The 15,849-nt window shown below is 59.0% G+C and carries 13 protein-coding genes and 1 pseudogene; 8 read left to right on the top strand and 6 right to left on the bottom strand.

From position 1 onward, the window contains the following. Nucleotides 1–19: 19 nt before the first annotated feature. The 3 genes and pseudogenes from ACI48I_RS02295 to ACI48I_RS02285 all read right to left on the bottom strand — a co-directional run. Complete coding sequence (locus tag ACI48I_RS02295; RefSeq protein WP_498573215.1) at nucleotides 20–2,083, bottom strand: glycosyltransferase; 2,064 nt, start codon at nucleotides 2,081–2,083, stop codon at nucleotides 20–22. Then, nucleotides 2,073–3,623 carry a class I SAM-dependent methyltransferase gene (locus tag ACI48I_RS02290; RefSeq protein WP_498573214.1) on the bottom strand — a complete coding sequence of 517 codons (1,551 nt, stop codon included), beginning with the start codon at nucleotides 3,621–3,623 and terminating at the stop codon, nucleotides 2,073–2,075. The genes ACI48I_RS02295 and ACI48I_RS02290 overlap by 11 nt, the downstream gene beginning before the upstream one ends. Nucleotides 3,624–3,852: 229 nt before the next feature. Beyond that, nucleotides 3,853–4,109 (bottom strand): annotated as a pseudogene (locus ACI48I_RS02285) (IS30 family transposase); the annotation flags it as partial. Nucleotides 4,110–4,732: 623 nt separating this feature from the next. On the opposite strand from ACI48I_RS02285, the gene ACI48I_RS02280 reads away from it, so the two are divergent. The 8 genes from ACI48I_RS02280 (at nucleotide 4,733) to ACI48I_RS02245 (ending at nucleotide 12,495) form a co-directional block, all read left to right on the top strand. Continuing rightward, nucleotides 4,733–5,896, top strand: a complete 1,164-nt coding sequence (locus ACI48I_RS02280; protein ID WP_498573213.1) for an acyltransferase family protein — start codon at nucleotides 4,733–4,735, stop codon at nucleotides 5,894–5,896. 193 nt (nucleotides 5,897–6,089) lie between these two features. Then, a complete protein-coding gene (locus tag ACI48I_RS02275; protein ID WP_498573212.1) occupies nucleotides 6,090–6,527 on the top strand; it encodes a GtrA family protein in 438 nt (145 codons plus the stop codon). A 1-nt stretch (nucleotide 6,528) separates the two neighbouring features. Beyond that, complete coding sequence (locus ACI48I_RS02270) at nucleotides 6,529–7,344, top strand: glycosyltransferase family 2 protein (protein WP_498573211.1); 816 nt, start codon at nucleotides 6,529–6,531, stop codon at nucleotides 7,342–7,344. A gap of 13 nt (nucleotides 7,345–7,357) precedes the next feature. Beyond that, nucleotides 7,358–8,248, top strand: a complete 891-nt coding sequence (locus tag ACI48I_RS02265; RefSeq protein WP_498573210.1) for a lysylphosphatidylglycerol synthase domain-containing protein — start codon at nucleotides 7,358–7,360, stop codon at nucleotides 8,246–8,248. 1 nt (nucleotide 8,249) lies between these two features. After that, complete coding sequence (locus tag ACI48I_RS02260; RefSeq protein ID WP_498573209.1) at nucleotides 8,250–9,713, top strand: hypothetical protein; 1,464 nt, start codon at nucleotides 8,250–8,252, stop codon at nucleotides 9,711–9,713. Next, nucleotides 9,706–10,104, top strand: coding sequence for an HAD family hydrolase (locus ACI48I_RS02255; protein ID WP_498573208.1), 399 nt, complete (start codon nucleotides 9,706–9,708; stop codon nucleotides 10,102–10,104). Before ACI48I_RS02260 ends, ACI48I_RS02255 begins: the two co-directional genes overlap by 8 nt. A 4-nt stretch (nucleotides 10,105–10,108) precedes the next feature. Next, entirely contained in the window at nucleotides 10,109–10,855 is a 747-nt protein-coding gene (locus tag ACI48I_RS02250) for a glycosyltransferase family 2 protein (protein ID WP_498573207.1), read from the top strand. A gap of 53 nt (nucleotides 10,856–10,908) precedes the next feature. Further along, a complete protein-coding gene (locus tag ACI48I_RS02245) occupies nucleotides 10,909–12,495 on the top strand; it encodes a hypothetical protein (protein WP_498573206.1) in 1,587 nt (528 codons plus the stop codon). Between the two features lie 82 nt (nucleotides 12,496–12,577). On the opposite strand, the gene galU is transcribed toward ACI48I_RS02245, so the two are convergent. The 3 genes from galU to ACI48I_RS02230 all read right to left on the bottom strand — a co-directional run bounded on the left by galU (nucleotide 12,578) and on the right by ACI48I_RS02230 (nucleotide 15,849). Continuing rightward, nucleotides 12,578–13,468, bottom strand: a complete 891-nt coding sequence (galU, locus tag ACI48I_RS02240) for a UTP--glucose-1-phosphate uridylyltransferase GalU (RefSeq protein WP_498573205.1) — start codon at nucleotides 13,466–13,468, stop codon at nucleotides 12,578–12,580. A 127-nt stretch (nucleotides 13,469–13,595) separates the two neighbouring features. After that, nucleotides 13,596–14,138 (bottom strand): hypothetical protein, encoded by a 543-nt coding sequence (locus ACI48I_RS02235; RefSeq protein WP_498573204.1) that lies wholly within the window; start codon nucleotides 14,136–14,138, stop codon nucleotides 13,596–13,598. Nucleotides 14,139–14,217: 79 nt separating this feature from the next. Then, on the bottom strand, nucleotides 14,218–15,849 hold the full coding sequence (locus tag ACI48I_RS02230) for a glycosyltransferase family 4 protein (RefSeq protein WP_498573203.1): 1,632 nt from the start codon (nucleotides 15,847–15,849) through the stop codon (nucleotides 14,218–14,220).

Raw genomic sequence — 15,849 nt, 5'->3', positions numbered from 1 at the left:
TGCTCACGTATATCCGGCCTCATACTGCGGCACTGGCGACAGGTCGACCGGCCTTGATGTGATGTCGGAATAGACGCCGGTAAGCATCGGTGCGAATGCTCCAATCCCAATGCTTAATGCATTGCTGGTTCTCTTGTGAAAGCAAATGTAACAAGTGCCGCTTTTTGGCCAGTTCCTCGATGGCGTCAGCCAGAAGGACGGGACTGCGCTCTTTGAGAATGAAGTGCTTTTGTTGCGGACCGAATACCTCGGACACAATGCCGACATTGGTACTAATGACTGGCACACCGCAGGCCATCGCCTCGAGCACTGGATTGGGTGTGCCCTCGCTTTCAGAGCAGCAGATGAGAACATCCAGTGAATTGTAATAGTCGGGCATCCTGTCGTGCGATATCTGACGGATTTGGCGATCCGCAAAGTATTCTTCGACGACGACGCCCCGCGATTCCAGCAGATTCAGTGCTGGCCGCAGGATAGTGTGGAAACCCTTTGGGTCTCGAACACGGCCTTCTTCAGTATGCGCATTCCACGCACTGTTACCAGCCCAGCCAACGCGCAAGGGCCGATGCTGGTCCCCTATGAAGCGCGCCGTAGAAACCGGCGCGAAATTCGTCAGATCAACTCCATCGGGCGTTACCATATCCGGATCAGGATAGTCCTGAATGTCTTGATAGATGCGCTGCAATATGCGCGAACTGACGGTGTACCCGTTCGAAAGTTGCGTAAAGAGCGGGAGGCGATGGGCAATCTCGGATTCGGTCAAGAACAAATGGTCGAATACACTGAATGTGACCGGACGTGGCGAAATGACCTGAGACACAAAATCGTTCCAGCTGCCATAGAGCAGATCTATTCTACCGCGCTGCCACGGCTCGCAAATGAAAGACAGAGGCTCGCGCCAAAGATAGTGTACCAAGTCGTAGTCCTTGGTCATTTCAAGCAGCATCATCGGCTGCTCCACATCTTGAGATGTCAGGAGGTCAAACTCGAATTCATCCGACGTGTACTTGATGATCTGGCGCGCGATGTTCGCCAGAGCCCAGGTATTGACATCTACGATCAGAGCGACACGTGGTCGACGCGGACCTGATCCAGCGGAATCGGCGTCATGCTGGCGAGCTTTGTGAACGTCCAATCCAAGCTGTCGCTCTGGTTGACGCGCCGAGGTGTCCATATCTTCCGTCCACACCTTGTACCCGTGTTTCTTCTCAAGGTGAGCAGCAGCTTCGAGCCGGGCACGAGCAAATCGAGCTCGCTCGTCATCTTTGTCGTCGGTGCTGCCCGGTTTCAGGCGATCGTGCACTAGAGCCCTGACATCGCTGGCTCCGACCTTTAGCCCAGCGCGGAACAAGCGTACTGAAAATTCAAGGTCTTCGAATCCGGACATCTCCTCATCGTAACCTCCTTGCGCCAAAAATGTGTCCTTTCGGAACACGGATGCGCATCCCGACATGAAAGTGCCGAGATAACCTGGACTTTCCTGGCCGGTGTAGTCCCGACGATGGGCTGTACCGCCACCGATAATGAACTCATTCATGTCAAACGTCAGGTTGAGATGCCCGCCTCGAATGAAATTGGTGGTGGCATCTTCGTTGAGCACGGCCATTGTCATAAAATGACAGCCGAGTATGGCTAGATCGCTCTGGATGTCCGGAAGCGGATTTTTGATGAAATGGACGTCGTTATCCAAGCTCATCACCCAATCGGTGCGAACGTGGGCCATCGTCCTGTTCCGTCCGCCGGCTACACCGTAGTTCTGTCCAAGCATTTCGATACGCCAGGAGAACGGCATCCTCTCCAAGGCGCAACGAAGCGCTTCGAGTTCCTCTTCGCTCGATCCGCTATCGATGACGAGGACTTCACCTTTGAAGTTTGGAATCTGATCGGCGATGGAACGACAGAGCTTTATCGACAGCCTGCTGCGATTCAGCGACAAGAACGTGATGGTGAGATGCTCACCATTTAGTCCGATGTTTGCTCCTTCTCGCCGTCCCGCGTCTGCATTCAGGAATTCGTGATACCGATGGGTGATATAGGATCTCGTTTCGAGACCGCTTTCCAGGTTTTCAATGTTATCTTGCATTGCGTCGACGGATGGAACTGAATACAGTACCCACAAGGTGAAGAAGCGGGGTAGGAATGACCTTGCGAATTAACCACCAGATTTTAACGACCTTCCAAGGGATTTGGCTGAGCTGCTTCCGTGCCAACTCAGTTTCGTTCCGTGCCAACTCGAGTTCGTTCTGTACCAACTCAAGTTCGTTCCCTTTTAACCCAAGTTCCTTCTGTGCCAACTCAAGTCCGTGCTGTGTCAACTCGAGTTCGTTCCGTTTTAACTCAAGTTCGTTCTGTGCCAACTCAAGTTCGTTCAGCTTTAGCTCAAGTTCGTTCCGTTTTAACTCAACTTCGTTCCGTGCCAACTCAAGTTCGCCGCGCACAGCCTCAAGCCTCGCTTGCATGTCCAAAGCTGCATGCTCGTGTCGGTAGATCGCCCTCCAAGCCACCGCCACCTCAGCTTGCGCGGCACGGCGGGACATTCCCAAGCGCTCGACTTCCCTTTCTGTGAAATGCAGTTTCTCGCTGTAATCAGCGACAGAATCTGCCAGAACAGACAGCTTATTATTTGTCACTACTTCTCGTGATCTCGCTTGCTCGAGCTCTTCCTTACTCGCAAGCAGAGCCGCATTGAGCGATTCGATTTCCTCGATCAATGCCCGTTCCCGGCAGTGCACATCCTGGGGCTTCTGAGCCTTCTCTTCCTTGACAATGGATTGCTGGGTCGAAACATTACTTGTGTGGCTCAATGAATCAGGGTGGGTAGTCCCAATTCCATCTTGCGGAAAGAGTATTTGGCGTCCCAGATTCATTGATACTGGATATCCGGCGAAGATTGTCTTATGTTTCGCTGCTGCGCCCCAGACGCCGACATAAAACGCCGACTCTGCAGGAGTGATATCACACTCGACCTGTGATGGAACATAAACCGCTGAATCGACAGGCTGGAATTCAAGTATTGCATCGAGCGGCGTCATAGCGTCGCCGCTCGGCAACTTACTCCCTTGCTCCGAGACAGAAAAGCCTATTCCCAAGGTGCCTAAATTCCAGGAATTAGCCTTGCCAAGTACACTCTCGGTGAGAGCCTGGAACTCCTCAAATGTGAATCGGCGCTTGTGGGATTCAGTCTGGCTATCGCGATCGTCGTAGAAATAGCCATTCAGCGCAGAAATAATAATCGTTGCATTCGGAGCAGCGGCATCACGAATGTTTTCCAAGAGCATATGCGGGTCGTCAACATGTTCAATTGTTTCCAATGAAACAACCAGATCAAATTTCTGATTGGAAATTACTTGTGTCAGTTGCTCTCCCGAGCTTATAGCAAAACGTAGACGCTCGTTCGAAAAACGCTTATCGGCCGAGGCAATAGCTTTCGAAGATACATCGACGCCCAGGACAGATTGCGCCCCCCATTCAGCCATTAGCCAAGATCCATATCCTTCACCACAACCGATATCCAGGACCTTGCGGTCCGCGCAATGTTCTTTCACAGTGAGATAGCGAGCGATGTGAATCGCTGCCTCGATCGCAACATAGCGGGACGAACCGCCGAACTCTGAACGCTCCATGATTCTCTTTGGTTTTAGTTAAACAAATGCGCTGAATGCCCTTATCGGACAATCTCTACAGCGGCATTTTGACCGGCCACTTGTCTCATTTCGTCGGACTCAGATTGCTGTAACCAGTAATGATGCGTTTGAAAGTGCGCAATCAATCAGTCGACCTGACACATGCACGCACAAGTGCTCCAGCAATCCCTTTTCAGGGCGGTTCAGACCTGGATATGGAGGCTACGGCGATCGTTTCATACGACAGGCGATATGCCTCGTCACCAGCATATGCCTGCTTTAGCCAGCCAGCGATTTTTCTGGCGACCACTGGAGCTTGACCTTGCCAGCGACAAAGTCGGCCAGTTTCCGGTTGACTACGAGCTTACACGGCTTAGGACGACGCGCCCGATGCCAGGCATATTGGTCAACCTGGGCTGCCCGGTAGCGCTCCAATCTATCATTATGCTTGATCTCCCGGTCCACCGTCGACGGTGCTCGTCCAACAGCAATTTCGTCTCAGGCACCCGGGCCGCCGATCTGGCTCTGCTGGAAGAGGTATATGAGCGCGCGATTGCTACGTGGCACGCGCTCCCCCTTATGCACCTTATCACATAAAAGGTCTCGTGCTCGAACCGATCGACGAGGCGACAATCGAGGCGCTCCGGCCTACCTGGCAGGGCTTCGGCGGCGGTATCTGGCAGCGATCAGGTCGCTCATCCTGCTGCCTGCATAGCGGCGGTCGCTCTCACCGCTCGCGCTGCACACTTCACATACTTGGCCGATGTTTGCTTCATGGGCTGGTTGCTCCAACTGCTGTGGTAAGCCGAGCGCAATCGGCAGTACGCTTGATCGTCCAACGCTGTTATCCGGATAGCAGCAATTTACACGCGGATCGATCCGACTGTGCGACCTGACCGAGGCGACACTCCAAGAGCAAGCAGGGTGCTTCGTCGAAGACCTGCCCGACTGCCAAGAATTCGGTCTGGAAAAGTCCGGAATGAAATACTCCAGCTGATACAATATGGCAACGAATTCAACTTATTCAGCGATCGTTACTATGCTGTGCCGCAGCGGCGATGTAATGCACACAGGTCCTCTACGGTTGCAATCTTGAACATCTACCATCCATGATTCCTAGTTCCATACACGCCCGCGGCCCGGCATTGCATGCGCTGACTTCGCTCCGGTTCTTCGCCGCCGCGATGATCGTCATCCATCACACCCATTATTATTTTGGCTACGGGACCGACCTGGCGACGAAAATTGGACTGGACCGAGGCGTATCGTTCTTTTTTGTGCTGTCTGGCTTCATCCTGTTCTACGCGCACAAGGGTATGCAGGACGGCGGAAATGTGCCGCGCTTCGTGGTGTCGCGCCTGGCCAGGATCTGGCCATCGCACATTGCGATGGCACTGTTCGTATTCATCGCGCTCCCTTATCCGCACGGCTATCTCAATTCGACGCCGGGACTGGGCACCTATCTGGCGAACGTGTTGCTGCTGCATTCCTGGATACCTTTGCCCAGCTTTAACTTCGCATTGAACGGCCCATCGTGGAGTCTGTCTACCGAGCTGTTCTTTTACGTCTCCTTCCCCTTCCTTATCCTCAACTGGCGCCGCACACGCTGGGCCAAGATCGCATTCTGTGCCGGCCTCGGGCTGGTTGCCGCGGCCTTGGGCACGGCACTGGGCGCGCCAGTTCTGCCATGGGGAGAGAATGGCCTCTACGCACAAGGCTTCGTCATCTTCCTGCCACCGGCACGCATCATCGAATTCTGCCTGGGTATGCTTTCCGCATCGGTCTGGCTCGAATGGCGCCACCTGGCCCACCGGTTCGGGACCTTTGCTTGGACGATCGCCGAATTGCTGGCCTGTGCCCTGACTGCATTCGGCCTGCTGTATCTCGAGCGCTTGCTCGGCTGGCTTGGCCTGCCGAACGGCTTGACGTCGTTCTGGCTGTCGCTGATCATCTGCGCTCCCGTGTTTGCCATTTTGATCCCGGTGCTTGCCTTCGGCCGCGGCCTGGTGTCTCGCGCGCTCTCAGGGCGCACGCTCGTGCTGCTCGGCGAAATCAGCTTTGCCCTGTACCTCGTGCATTCTCCAATCGCGCAGATCCTGTTCGCTTATCCTGGCTTCACTCATTTCGGATCGATCGAAGCCCAGATGACGCTGTACTGGGCGGTGTCGCTGGCGGCAGCCTGGACCATGTGGAACCTGATCGAAAAGCCGGGCCGCGAACTGATCCTGTCGTTGTATGACGCTCGCCGCCAGGCAAAACTGCAAGCCGCGTGAGATTGCCTCGTAGAAGATTTGGAAAATTACAGTTCAGACTGCCGATGTTAAAATCTACGGTTGACCTGTATGCCCGATCCACGCCAGTATGCGCAGCCGCTGCTTCGTCTCTTTCGGGCGCATGGGGTCAGTTGCCGTATGGCTCCGCCGCAGCCCTTGCCATGGGCATCACTGACACTATTGAGATCGATTCATGCTCGCGCGACTACCTGTCTTCCTGAAATTCACGATACTTTCCGGTGCCGGCTGGCTCTGCGACATCGCCAGTTTCGTGCTGCTGGTGAATGGCGCAGGCCTTCCGGCGTCCGCCGCGAACATCGTCTCCTCGTTCATGGGTGTGACCTTCGTCTGGTTCACCTCGGTCGGCATGATTTTCGGCCGCAAGGGCGCGCGCCGTTGGAACTTCCTGGCCGCGTACTGGCTGTTCCAGCTGGCCTCGATCCTGTGCTATTCCCAATTCCTGCACGTCGTGATGCTGCATTTCGCCGCGCCGGACATGCCCGCCTGGCTCGCCGGCCAGGCCGCGCTGGCGGCGAAAATCTTCGTCACGCCGTTTAACCTCGTCACCAACTTCCTGTTCATGCGCTTCCTGACGCGCTTCATGGAACAGGCCACGCAAAGCGAATCCTGATATGGTTGCACCCCGCCCCCGCATTCTCGTCTTCATCCCAGCCTACCGCTGCCAAGCCCAGATCACCCGCGTCATCGACCAGTTCGACGCGCGGGTCAGTGCCTGGATCGACACTGTGCTGGTCGTCGACAACCGCTCGCCCGACAACACGCTCGAAACGGCCATTGCGCGCGGCAAGGAAAAGCTCACCGGCTGCAATTTCATCGCCTGGCGCAATGACGACAATTATGGCCTGGGCGGTTCGCACAAGGCCGCCTTCCGCTATGCCGTCGACCAGGGCTTTGATTACCTGGTGGTGCTACACGGCGACGACCAGGCTGACGTCCATGACCTGATTCCGCAACTCGAGGCCGGCGCCCACCTGCAGGCCGACTGCCTGCTCGGCGCACGCTTCATGCCCGGCAGCCGCCTGAAGGGATATTCCTGGTTCCGCACCTTCGGCAACCGCGTCTACAACGCCCTGTTTTCGCTCGTGGCAATGCGCCGCATCTACGATCTCGGTTCCGGCCTGAACATGTACCGGCTGGCGGCTTACCGCGAGTTCTACTACAAGCCCTTCCCCGACGACCTGACCTTTAACTACGCGATGCTGCTCGCCAGCTACAACCGCAAGCAACAGGTCCGCTTCTTTCCGATCAGCTGGCGCGAAGACGACCAGGTATCGAACGTGCGCCTGTTCCGCCAGGCCTTCAAGGTCCTCGGCATCCTGGGCGGCTATTTCCTGCGCCGGGGTCGCTTTCTGGCCACCGACATGCGGGCCAAGGCCTTCGATGCCTACACCGGGCAGATCCAGCACCGTCACGGGCCGTCGGCCTGAACGCACGCCACGCATGTACCGGACACTTCCTTCCCGCACCAGGGCCTACCTGGTGCTCCTGATGGCAGTCGTGCTCGGCTGGCTGTGGCTGCGTACGCCGGCGCTAGCCGCCTTCGCCGAGCGAGCCGACGGCTTGCTGCTGGTCGGCGTCGCAGCGCTTTACCTGTGCTCGCACTTGTGCCGCATGATGCGCCTGGTCCTGCTGACGCTCGACGAACGAGCGCAGGCCTTTCCGCTGATCGCCGCGCACACGCTGACTGCCTTTCCGAGCAGCTTCCTGCCGCTGAAAATCGGTGAGATTCTGCGTCTGGGCGCCTTCTTCCACGTGTACGACGGGCGCCGTAAGGCGCTGGCCGTGTGGCTGGCCGAGCGTTTCGGCGACATGCTGGTGATCGCCACGTTCATCTTCGCGCTGTACCTCTTCAACATCGAGGTACCGCCTGCGATGCGCGTGGTGTTCGTGTTGTTCCTAGTAGCCGTCGTCGGCGGACTGTTCGCCCTGTTTGCGGTGGCCAAGGTCTCGGTCTACATCAACCGCCATTTGGTGCTGGCCAGCCACCGGCCACGCGGCCTGGCGCTGCTACGCATCAGCCACGCCTTGCGCCGCCTCGAGCAGGACATCCGCAAGTCGGTCGAGGGCCGGCTGGCAGCGATTCTCCTGTTCTCGGTACTGATCTGGACCATCGAGATCCTCGCGCTGTCGCTGTTCGTCAATCAATTCACGCGCGGCGAGCCGGATTTCGCCTCCCTGTTCATGTCCGGTCTGCTGGCCAGCGTGCTGGGAGGCGCCGGCGACGCCGCCAACACCTTTGGCCTGTATCAGTCGCTTGCACTGATGGTGCTGACTATTATTTTCCTCGCCGCGACCTGGGTGGCGGCGCGTTACCGGCTATCGAGGCCATGACATGTCTGACCTGCACAAGAATATCCTGCTGATCCTGGACGATCGCGAATTTGCCGGCGAGGAGGTGCGCAGTCTCGTCGGTTCACGCCGCTATGGCGATATCATCTACAAGCGCCGCGCCGTCGTCGAGCACTTCCGCGCCGCCCTGCCCGAGTGGGCCCGTGCGCGCCTGGTCCACCTGCGCGGCAGCGACGACCTCACGGCCCTGCGCGCCAGGCTCGAGGCCAGCGGCGAGGACACGTCGCTGTGCGTGATCGCCGGACGTGCCGGCTTCGTCCAACCGGAACGCCTGTTCCAGCTGGTCGAACGCCTACCGTATGCCGAGGAAGACTTTACGGACCGCCTGTACAATCCCCTGCTCGTCTTCCAGTACGATGCCCACGCCCTGATCGGCCAGTGGCCGGCGTTCGAGACCGCGCCCATGCATCTATGGGACAAGAGCTGGCAGGGCAGCCAGCGCCTGCAGTCGGTGGCACCGCTCGACCTGTCGCGCATCCGCGACTTCCTTGCATTCATTTCCGGCTCGACCGCGACGCGCCACTTCAACGAAGTGGCAATCGACGCCTATTACTACACCAAGCGTTCGACCGACAAGCGCAAGATGCGCGCCGAGTACGGCTTCTACGGCCTGGCCCCCGAAAGCATGCGCCCCTGGCTGATACAGCCCTTCGACTTCCAGGACGAAGGCGAGCGCGCCTCGTACAAGATGATGCGCTATTACCTGGCCGACGCCGCCCTGCAGTGGGTGCATGGCGCCTTCGATGCCGACACCTTCGTGCCCTTCGTCGAGCGCCTGCTGTTCTTCCTGTCGCAGCGCCCGGTGCGTCCCTGCACGCGCGAGCAGTCGGCGGTGCTGGCGCGCGAGCTGTTCGTCACCAAGGTCGAGTCGCGCGTGCAGCAGTTCCTTGGCAGCGAGGAAGGCCGGCGCATCAACGCCGTGGCCGCCAGCGCCACCCCGAAGCTCGACATCGCGCAGCAGCTGCAGCGCTACCTGAAGCTCTACGAACGCCACCAGAAAGGTTTCGTGTTCGAGCACCTGGCCGTCGGCCATGGCGACCCTTGCTTCTCGAACGTGCTGTACGACCAGCAGCGTTACCTGCTCAAGCTGATCGACCCGAAGGGCGCGGTCACCGAAGACGAACTGTGGACCCACCCGCTGTATGACCTGTGCAAAATCTCGCATAGCGCGCTGGGCGACTACGACTTCATCAACAATGGCCTGTACGAGGTCGGCTTCACCGACCACAACGACCTGGTGCTGCGTCTGCGCCACGCGAATCATGCGGCGCTCAAGCCGCTGTTCCGCGTCGCGGTGAACAAGGCGGGATACGACACGCGCATCATGCGCCTGGGCGAAGCCTCGCTGTTCCTATCGATGCTGCCGCTGCATATCGATTATCCCAACAAGGTCGTCGCCTTCCTGCTCAAGGCGAACCAGATTTTAGACGAGGTAGAGAGTGAATAATGTAGTGGACGAGGCCGACGGCATGCTGGTGGTCGACATCGACGGCACCTTATGCGAAGTCAAGGCGCCGGGCCAGTCGTATGCCGACGTGGCGCCCCACCTCGACGTCATCGCCAAACTGCGCGAATACCAGGCCAAGGGTTATCGCATCCTGCTCTACACTGCACGGAACATGAAGACCCACGGCAATAACCTGGGGCTGATCAACAAGCACACGGCCCCGATCCTGCTCGACTGGCTGGCGCGCTGGGACGTGCCCTACGACGAAATCCTGTTCGGCAAGCCTTGGCCGCGCACCAAGGGTTTCTACATCGACGACCGCGCGATTCGTCCCGACGAATTCCTGCGCATGAGCGAAGAAGAGATTCATCGCCTCCTCGGAAAGGATTGAGATCATGGGCACCAATATCGTCATCACCATGGCCGGACGCGGCTCGCGCTTTTACGAAGCCGGCTACACGGTACCGAAATACGAAATCGAAGCGCACGGACGTACCCTGTTCGACTGGTCAATGCTGTCGCTAAAAAATTTCATCAATGCCGACAGCCGCGTCATCTTCGTTTGCCTGAAGGCGAACGATTCGTCGGAGTTCGTGCGCCGCCGCTGCGCCGCCCTCGGCCTGGCCGACGTCCACGTGCTCGAACTGGACGAACTGACCGACGGCCAGGCGACCAGCGCTTACGTCTCGCGCCACCTCTGGCGCGAGGGCGCCCCGCTGCTGGTCTATAACATCGACACTTACATCCATCCGCGCGCCCTTCATCCGGCCCAGATCGCGCCGGGCTCGGACGGCTGGATTCCCTGCTTCCAGGTGCCGGGCGAGCACTGGAGCTTCGTTGGCGTCGGTGCCGATGGCTGGGCACGCGAAGTGGCAGAGAAAAAGCGAATTTCGGGCAATGCCTCGGTCGGTTTGTACTGGTTCCGCGAGGCGGCCGAGTATGTCGCCGCCTATGACAAGTTCTTTGCTGCCGGTAAAGGTTTGGTGAAAGGCGAGCGCTATATCGCGCCGCTCTATGCGCAGCTGATCGGCGAAGGCAAGAAGATCTCGATTTCGGACCTGCCGGCTGCCGATGTACATGTGCTCGGCACACCCGCAGAGCTGGACATTTTCCTGGCTCGGGATCCCTCCCAAGTCGCCTGATATCTGACGCCTGGCGGCCGCCAACTTTCACCGATCGTAAAAGGATCAAGCCGATGACATTCACGGGTCGGGCGCGTGGTTTCGCGCTCACGATGGCAGCATTGTTCGTGGCATTCTTCGCCACCTATTACGGCGGCGACTGGTGGACGCTAAACGACGCGCCGGCCTGGCCGTCCACCCCTCTGTTCGTGCTGCGCGTCGCTGGCGCCCTGACGCTCTCGTTCGCCGCCGCAGTACTGGTGTGCTGGCTTGCTTGGAACGGACGCCGCGTCCGCCTGTTTTTCGGCGGCTGGGCGCTCGTCTGTGCCCTGTACTGCGCCGTCATTTGGCCCGGCTACCTCATCTCCGATTCAGCCGCGGCCCTCAAGTACAGCCTGGAATTCCCGTTTAACCTCTGGCTCGGCTTTTTCACCCCCTTCTACACCTCGGCAATCCTGCAGCTAGTCCCCCACGTCGGCGCACTGACCGTCGTCCAGCTTCTGGTGGCCGCCGCCGTCCTTGCCTATGCCTGCGATACGGTCGTCGAGACCACCGGCAAACGGCGCTACGCGCTGCTGTTTGCTGCCATCGTGGTACTCAACCCCGCGCTCGTCTACAACCTCGGGTTGCAGACCCGCGACACTCTGTTCAGCCTGCTAGTCCTGTGGCTGGCCGCATTCGTGATGCGCATTGCGCGGGGCCGTGATTCGGCCCCGGGACCGGTGCTGCTGGCCGGTGTCATCGGTGGTCTGACAGCGGGCGTTCGCAGCGGCGACGGCTGGCTGGTGCTGCTGCCGCTGGCGCTGATCGTTCCATGGCAGCTTCGTAACCGTCGCCTGACAGGCATGTTCCTGGGCGCGATGCTGGCCACTACCCTCGCGTTTGTCGCGCTCTTGCCAGTCCTGCTGGGATACCAGGGCAACCACCGGGACTACCAAGTGGCGAACACCGTGAATCCGCTCGGCTACGTCCTCCAGAGCAAGTTCAGTACCGATCATGGCCAGCACTTGGCCGAGATCGCCAAGGTTGTGAATGTCGAGAAGATCCGCGAGCTGCAGACGCCTTACGAGATCCCGGCATGGTGGAGCGGTGGACTGATCCTGGAAACCGCGACGCCGCAGCAGCGCGAGGCCTACCTGGGCCATGTCGCGGGCTACCTGCGCGAAAACGTCGGCATATTCATGGCCGGCCGGGTCCATACCTTCTCGGCTGCAACAGGTCTGAGCGCGGGCGGCTTCAAGATCGACGATCTGTACGGCGCACACTGGCCCGTGCAGTGGATTCCGCCGGCGCAATACAACTTGGATCTCGGGGCCGGGCGTCCGCTCCCGGCACTGGCGGCGGCGGCCAAGGCCTGGTTCGACCAGTCGGCCCAATTCCAGCCGACGCTGACGTCTGGTTCTGCAGTGTTCTGGAATGTGTTGCCGTGGATCTTGCTGCTGCTCGTCGTGATCTGCTTTGGCCCGCGCCTGCCTGGACTGCGCCCAGCCGCCTTGCTAGTCTTCGCGCGGGTTCCCCTGGTGTTCCTGACCGCGCCGGCCTCGCAATTCAAGTACTACCTGCCGGTCGTCCTGTGCGGCAGCTTCGTGCTCGTGCTCGCGCTGGCCGGTTTGGCCAGCTGGCGCGGACACATGCGCAAGGCCGCTGCGGAAATCTATTAGTTTTTCCAGGGAAGCGCCATATAAGCGAAGCGGCTGGGCTGCCCAGCTATACGACGGCAGGCCACCTCCAGGGGCCTGCGTTTCAAGCCTTCCCTGCTTCCTGCTGCTTCATAAAAGTCTGCAAGTAATCTTTGAAGTCAGCCGCCACTTCCGGATGGCGCAGCGCAAACTCCACAGTCGCCCTCAGGTAACCAAGCTTGCTGCCGCAATCGAAACGCGTACCAGCGTACTTCAGCGCCAGCACCTGTTCGCTCGACAGCAGGGACTGAATCGCATCGGTCAACTGCAGTTCGCCGCCGGCACCGGGCTTCAGGTTGCGAATGTGATTGAAGATGCTCGGTTTCAGGATATAGCGCCCTACTACCCCAAGGTTCGAGGGCGCATCGGCAGGCTCCGGCTTCTCGACGATACCCGACAGCTTGACCAAGTGATCTTCCCATTCGCGCCCAGCGATGACGCCATAGGACTTTGAATGCTCGCGTGCAATCTCTTCGACACCGATAACTGAGCTATGATAATGATTGAACACATCAACCATTTGCGACATGACCGGTTGCTCGCCATGCAGCAGGTCGTCCGCAAGGATCACGGCAAACGGGTTGTTTCCAACCAGTTTTTCGGCGCATAGAACTGCATGGCCGAGGCCCAAGGCTTCTGGCTGGCGGACATAGAAGCAGTCCACATGGCTCGGCTTGATGCTGCGCAGGACCTCAAGCAGCTTTTCCTTACCGCGCGCTTCCAGCTCGGCTTCGATTTCATAGGACTTATCAAAATGGTCTTCGATAGCGCGCTTACTGCGGCCGGTCACGAAAATCATCTCGGTGATACCCGCAGCCATCGCCTCTTCGACCGCATACTGGATCAGCGGCTTGTCGACCACTGGCAGCATTTCTTTCGGGCTTGCTTTGGTCGCTGGAAGAAAACGCGTGCCGAGGCCGGCGACCGGAAATACTGCTCTGGTAATTCGTTGCATTGTTGTGATAGGTGCCTCTTCTATCTGGCAAAAAACGACGAACGCCAGATAAGTGCTATTTATTGAAGAATAGCAATAATAACAAGGAATTACCTTAGCGAACAGCTCATTGATCCCACCAAGGGCGTCAAGCCGCCGGTGCCGCTTGCTTCCAGCGCATGGTGACTCCGCACCAATAATTGTTTTCCGCCTTTTCGTCCATGCGGAACTCGGCAAGCATCGACGGGACTTGGCCGTCGTTGAACGGTACCGATAGCGTCGATTGCTTTGCATCGACGGCTCCAGTGGCAATTGCCGCGCGGTCGTTGACACGGTATAGCGCAACATGGACAGGATTCTGGCAACGTAGGTCGTCGAGGACGATCTCGATCGCCTGCGCCTGCCCTGGGAGCAGGCGTAGCAACGTCTTGCCGGGGAAATGCGGCGGCAGCGGTGTCACCGTCACATTATCGGCAAAGTTGCCGTTGAACGTAGGATAGCCGAGTTTCAATTCGTTTTCGGTGGCACGGTCGGGATAGACCACATACCCACGGCTCCCGCTCAACGATGCCGGCATGGCGGCACTTTCTGGAGTTCCGTTCGAAGGGTCTGCAAATACCCCACGGCCAATATAGGCCATCCCGATGAGGACACAGAAACCGGCACCAAGGCGAATGAGATTCTTGTTCATTATTTTTTATTTAAAAATGTGTCCGCGGCAGCGCAAGCGTGCCGCGGGCATGACGAGGATGAAACCGACGGAGTCTTGCTCAGGCCACGCTACCGACGCGCGTTCCGACGTCGTGTTGCGGAAGACCGGTCGGGAGCTGGGTCGCTTCCGCATGCAGGTAGCCAGGCACCTGTCTAATCGCGGCAACGAATTCGTTCCACGAATGCTGCTCGCCGACGCGCTGCGTCAACGTGCGCACGCGTTCTTTACGCACGGCGGGGTCGCTTGCCAGGCGCGTGATCTGCGAAACATAGCCTGCCACGTCGGCACACTCGGAAACCAGCCACTCGCGGGGAATGAACTCCCCGATGCCGCCCACCGCAGGCGCCACAATCGGCAGCCCGGCCCTGGCCGCTTCCAGCAGCACGTTCGGCATCCCATCCCACTGCGTGGTGTAGACCAGCGCCAGGTGATCGAGACGGACGATGGCGTAGAAGTCGTTGAACGCACCGCGCAGGCGCACGTTTGGCGCCTTGCGCAAGCCCTTGATTGCGTCACTTTCCTGACCCAGCACGGTTTGTCCGTACACGTCGAAGGTCCAGTCCGGCATGGCCTGTGCAATGGCGAGCAACACGTCAGGGCGTTTCTGACGGTCCAGGCGGCCGGCCCACAGCAAGGTGCGGGCAGCCGGCATCTGCGGCGGAAGCGGCTGTGCCGGCTCGCGTACCGGGAACGGCACGACGTGGAACAGCGACGGAGCCATGCCCATGGAACGCGACCACTCGGCACCTACCACGCCGTTATCGGAAATGACGCCGTCGAGCGATTCGTAGCAATCCATCAGGAAAGTCTGCGCATAGCCCACGAGTTGGCCAGCTTCGGATACATCGTCGCAATACAGCGAGGCGTAGATCCTGGTGGTGTGACGCAAGGCTTTCGCATGCAATGCCACCATTTGCCAGCCGAGGTAGGAATTCATCAGGTGAATCGTTTTGGGAGCCAATTGCAGCATCAGGCGCACCATGACCAGGCGGCGTTCGTCAGCCGACAGCTGTGCCATTTCGGCGCCGGCATCCAGGAACTGCACGCCTTCGGGAAGACGGCTGGCCCATGGCGAATCGGCAGCTTCGGTACCAATCACCAGTACTTTCTTGCCGAACGTATCATGCAGGGCTGTGGCGAAGTGGATGGCGCCCAGGTCGGCGCCCCCTTGCTTCAGCCAGGGGACCAGGATAACCACGTCGATCTTGCTGGTCACCTGGCGCCGCAGGCGTGCATACACAATGCCGGGATAGTGGTGCTGGAGCGGCATCGCGTAGTACTGGAGGTGCGGGGTGATCGGGCCCGCCGCATGGAAGGCCGGATCGAGCGTGGCTGCGATTTCCTCGATTTCGCTGGCGGCCCAGGACGGCAACGCCGGCGGCACAAGGACACCGGCCTTTTCCAGCTTGATCCGCTCTTCGGCGCTCATCCCTGCAACGGAACGCACGCCGCTCAGCGGCTGCGGTACCTGGCCACTCACGCTGCCATTCGGATTGCGCCGCTCGAGACGATGCGCCAGGGCCCGTGCGAGATAGAGCTCGGCCGTCGCGCTGGGGATGCGATTTGGAAAAGCGAACTTCGCAATACGGAACGCCGTGCCCTTGACGGTACGCTCGAGTGCAATAGGACCACGGCGCAGTACGGCGCGATCGATCAATCGGTAAATGCGGGAAACGTGTCGATACATCAT

Source organism: Massilia sp. LXY-5 (assembly GCF_059801075.1).
The sequence above is the reverse complement of the archived record's forward strand: the minus strand, read 5'-3'. Positions and strand labels throughout refer to the sequence as shown.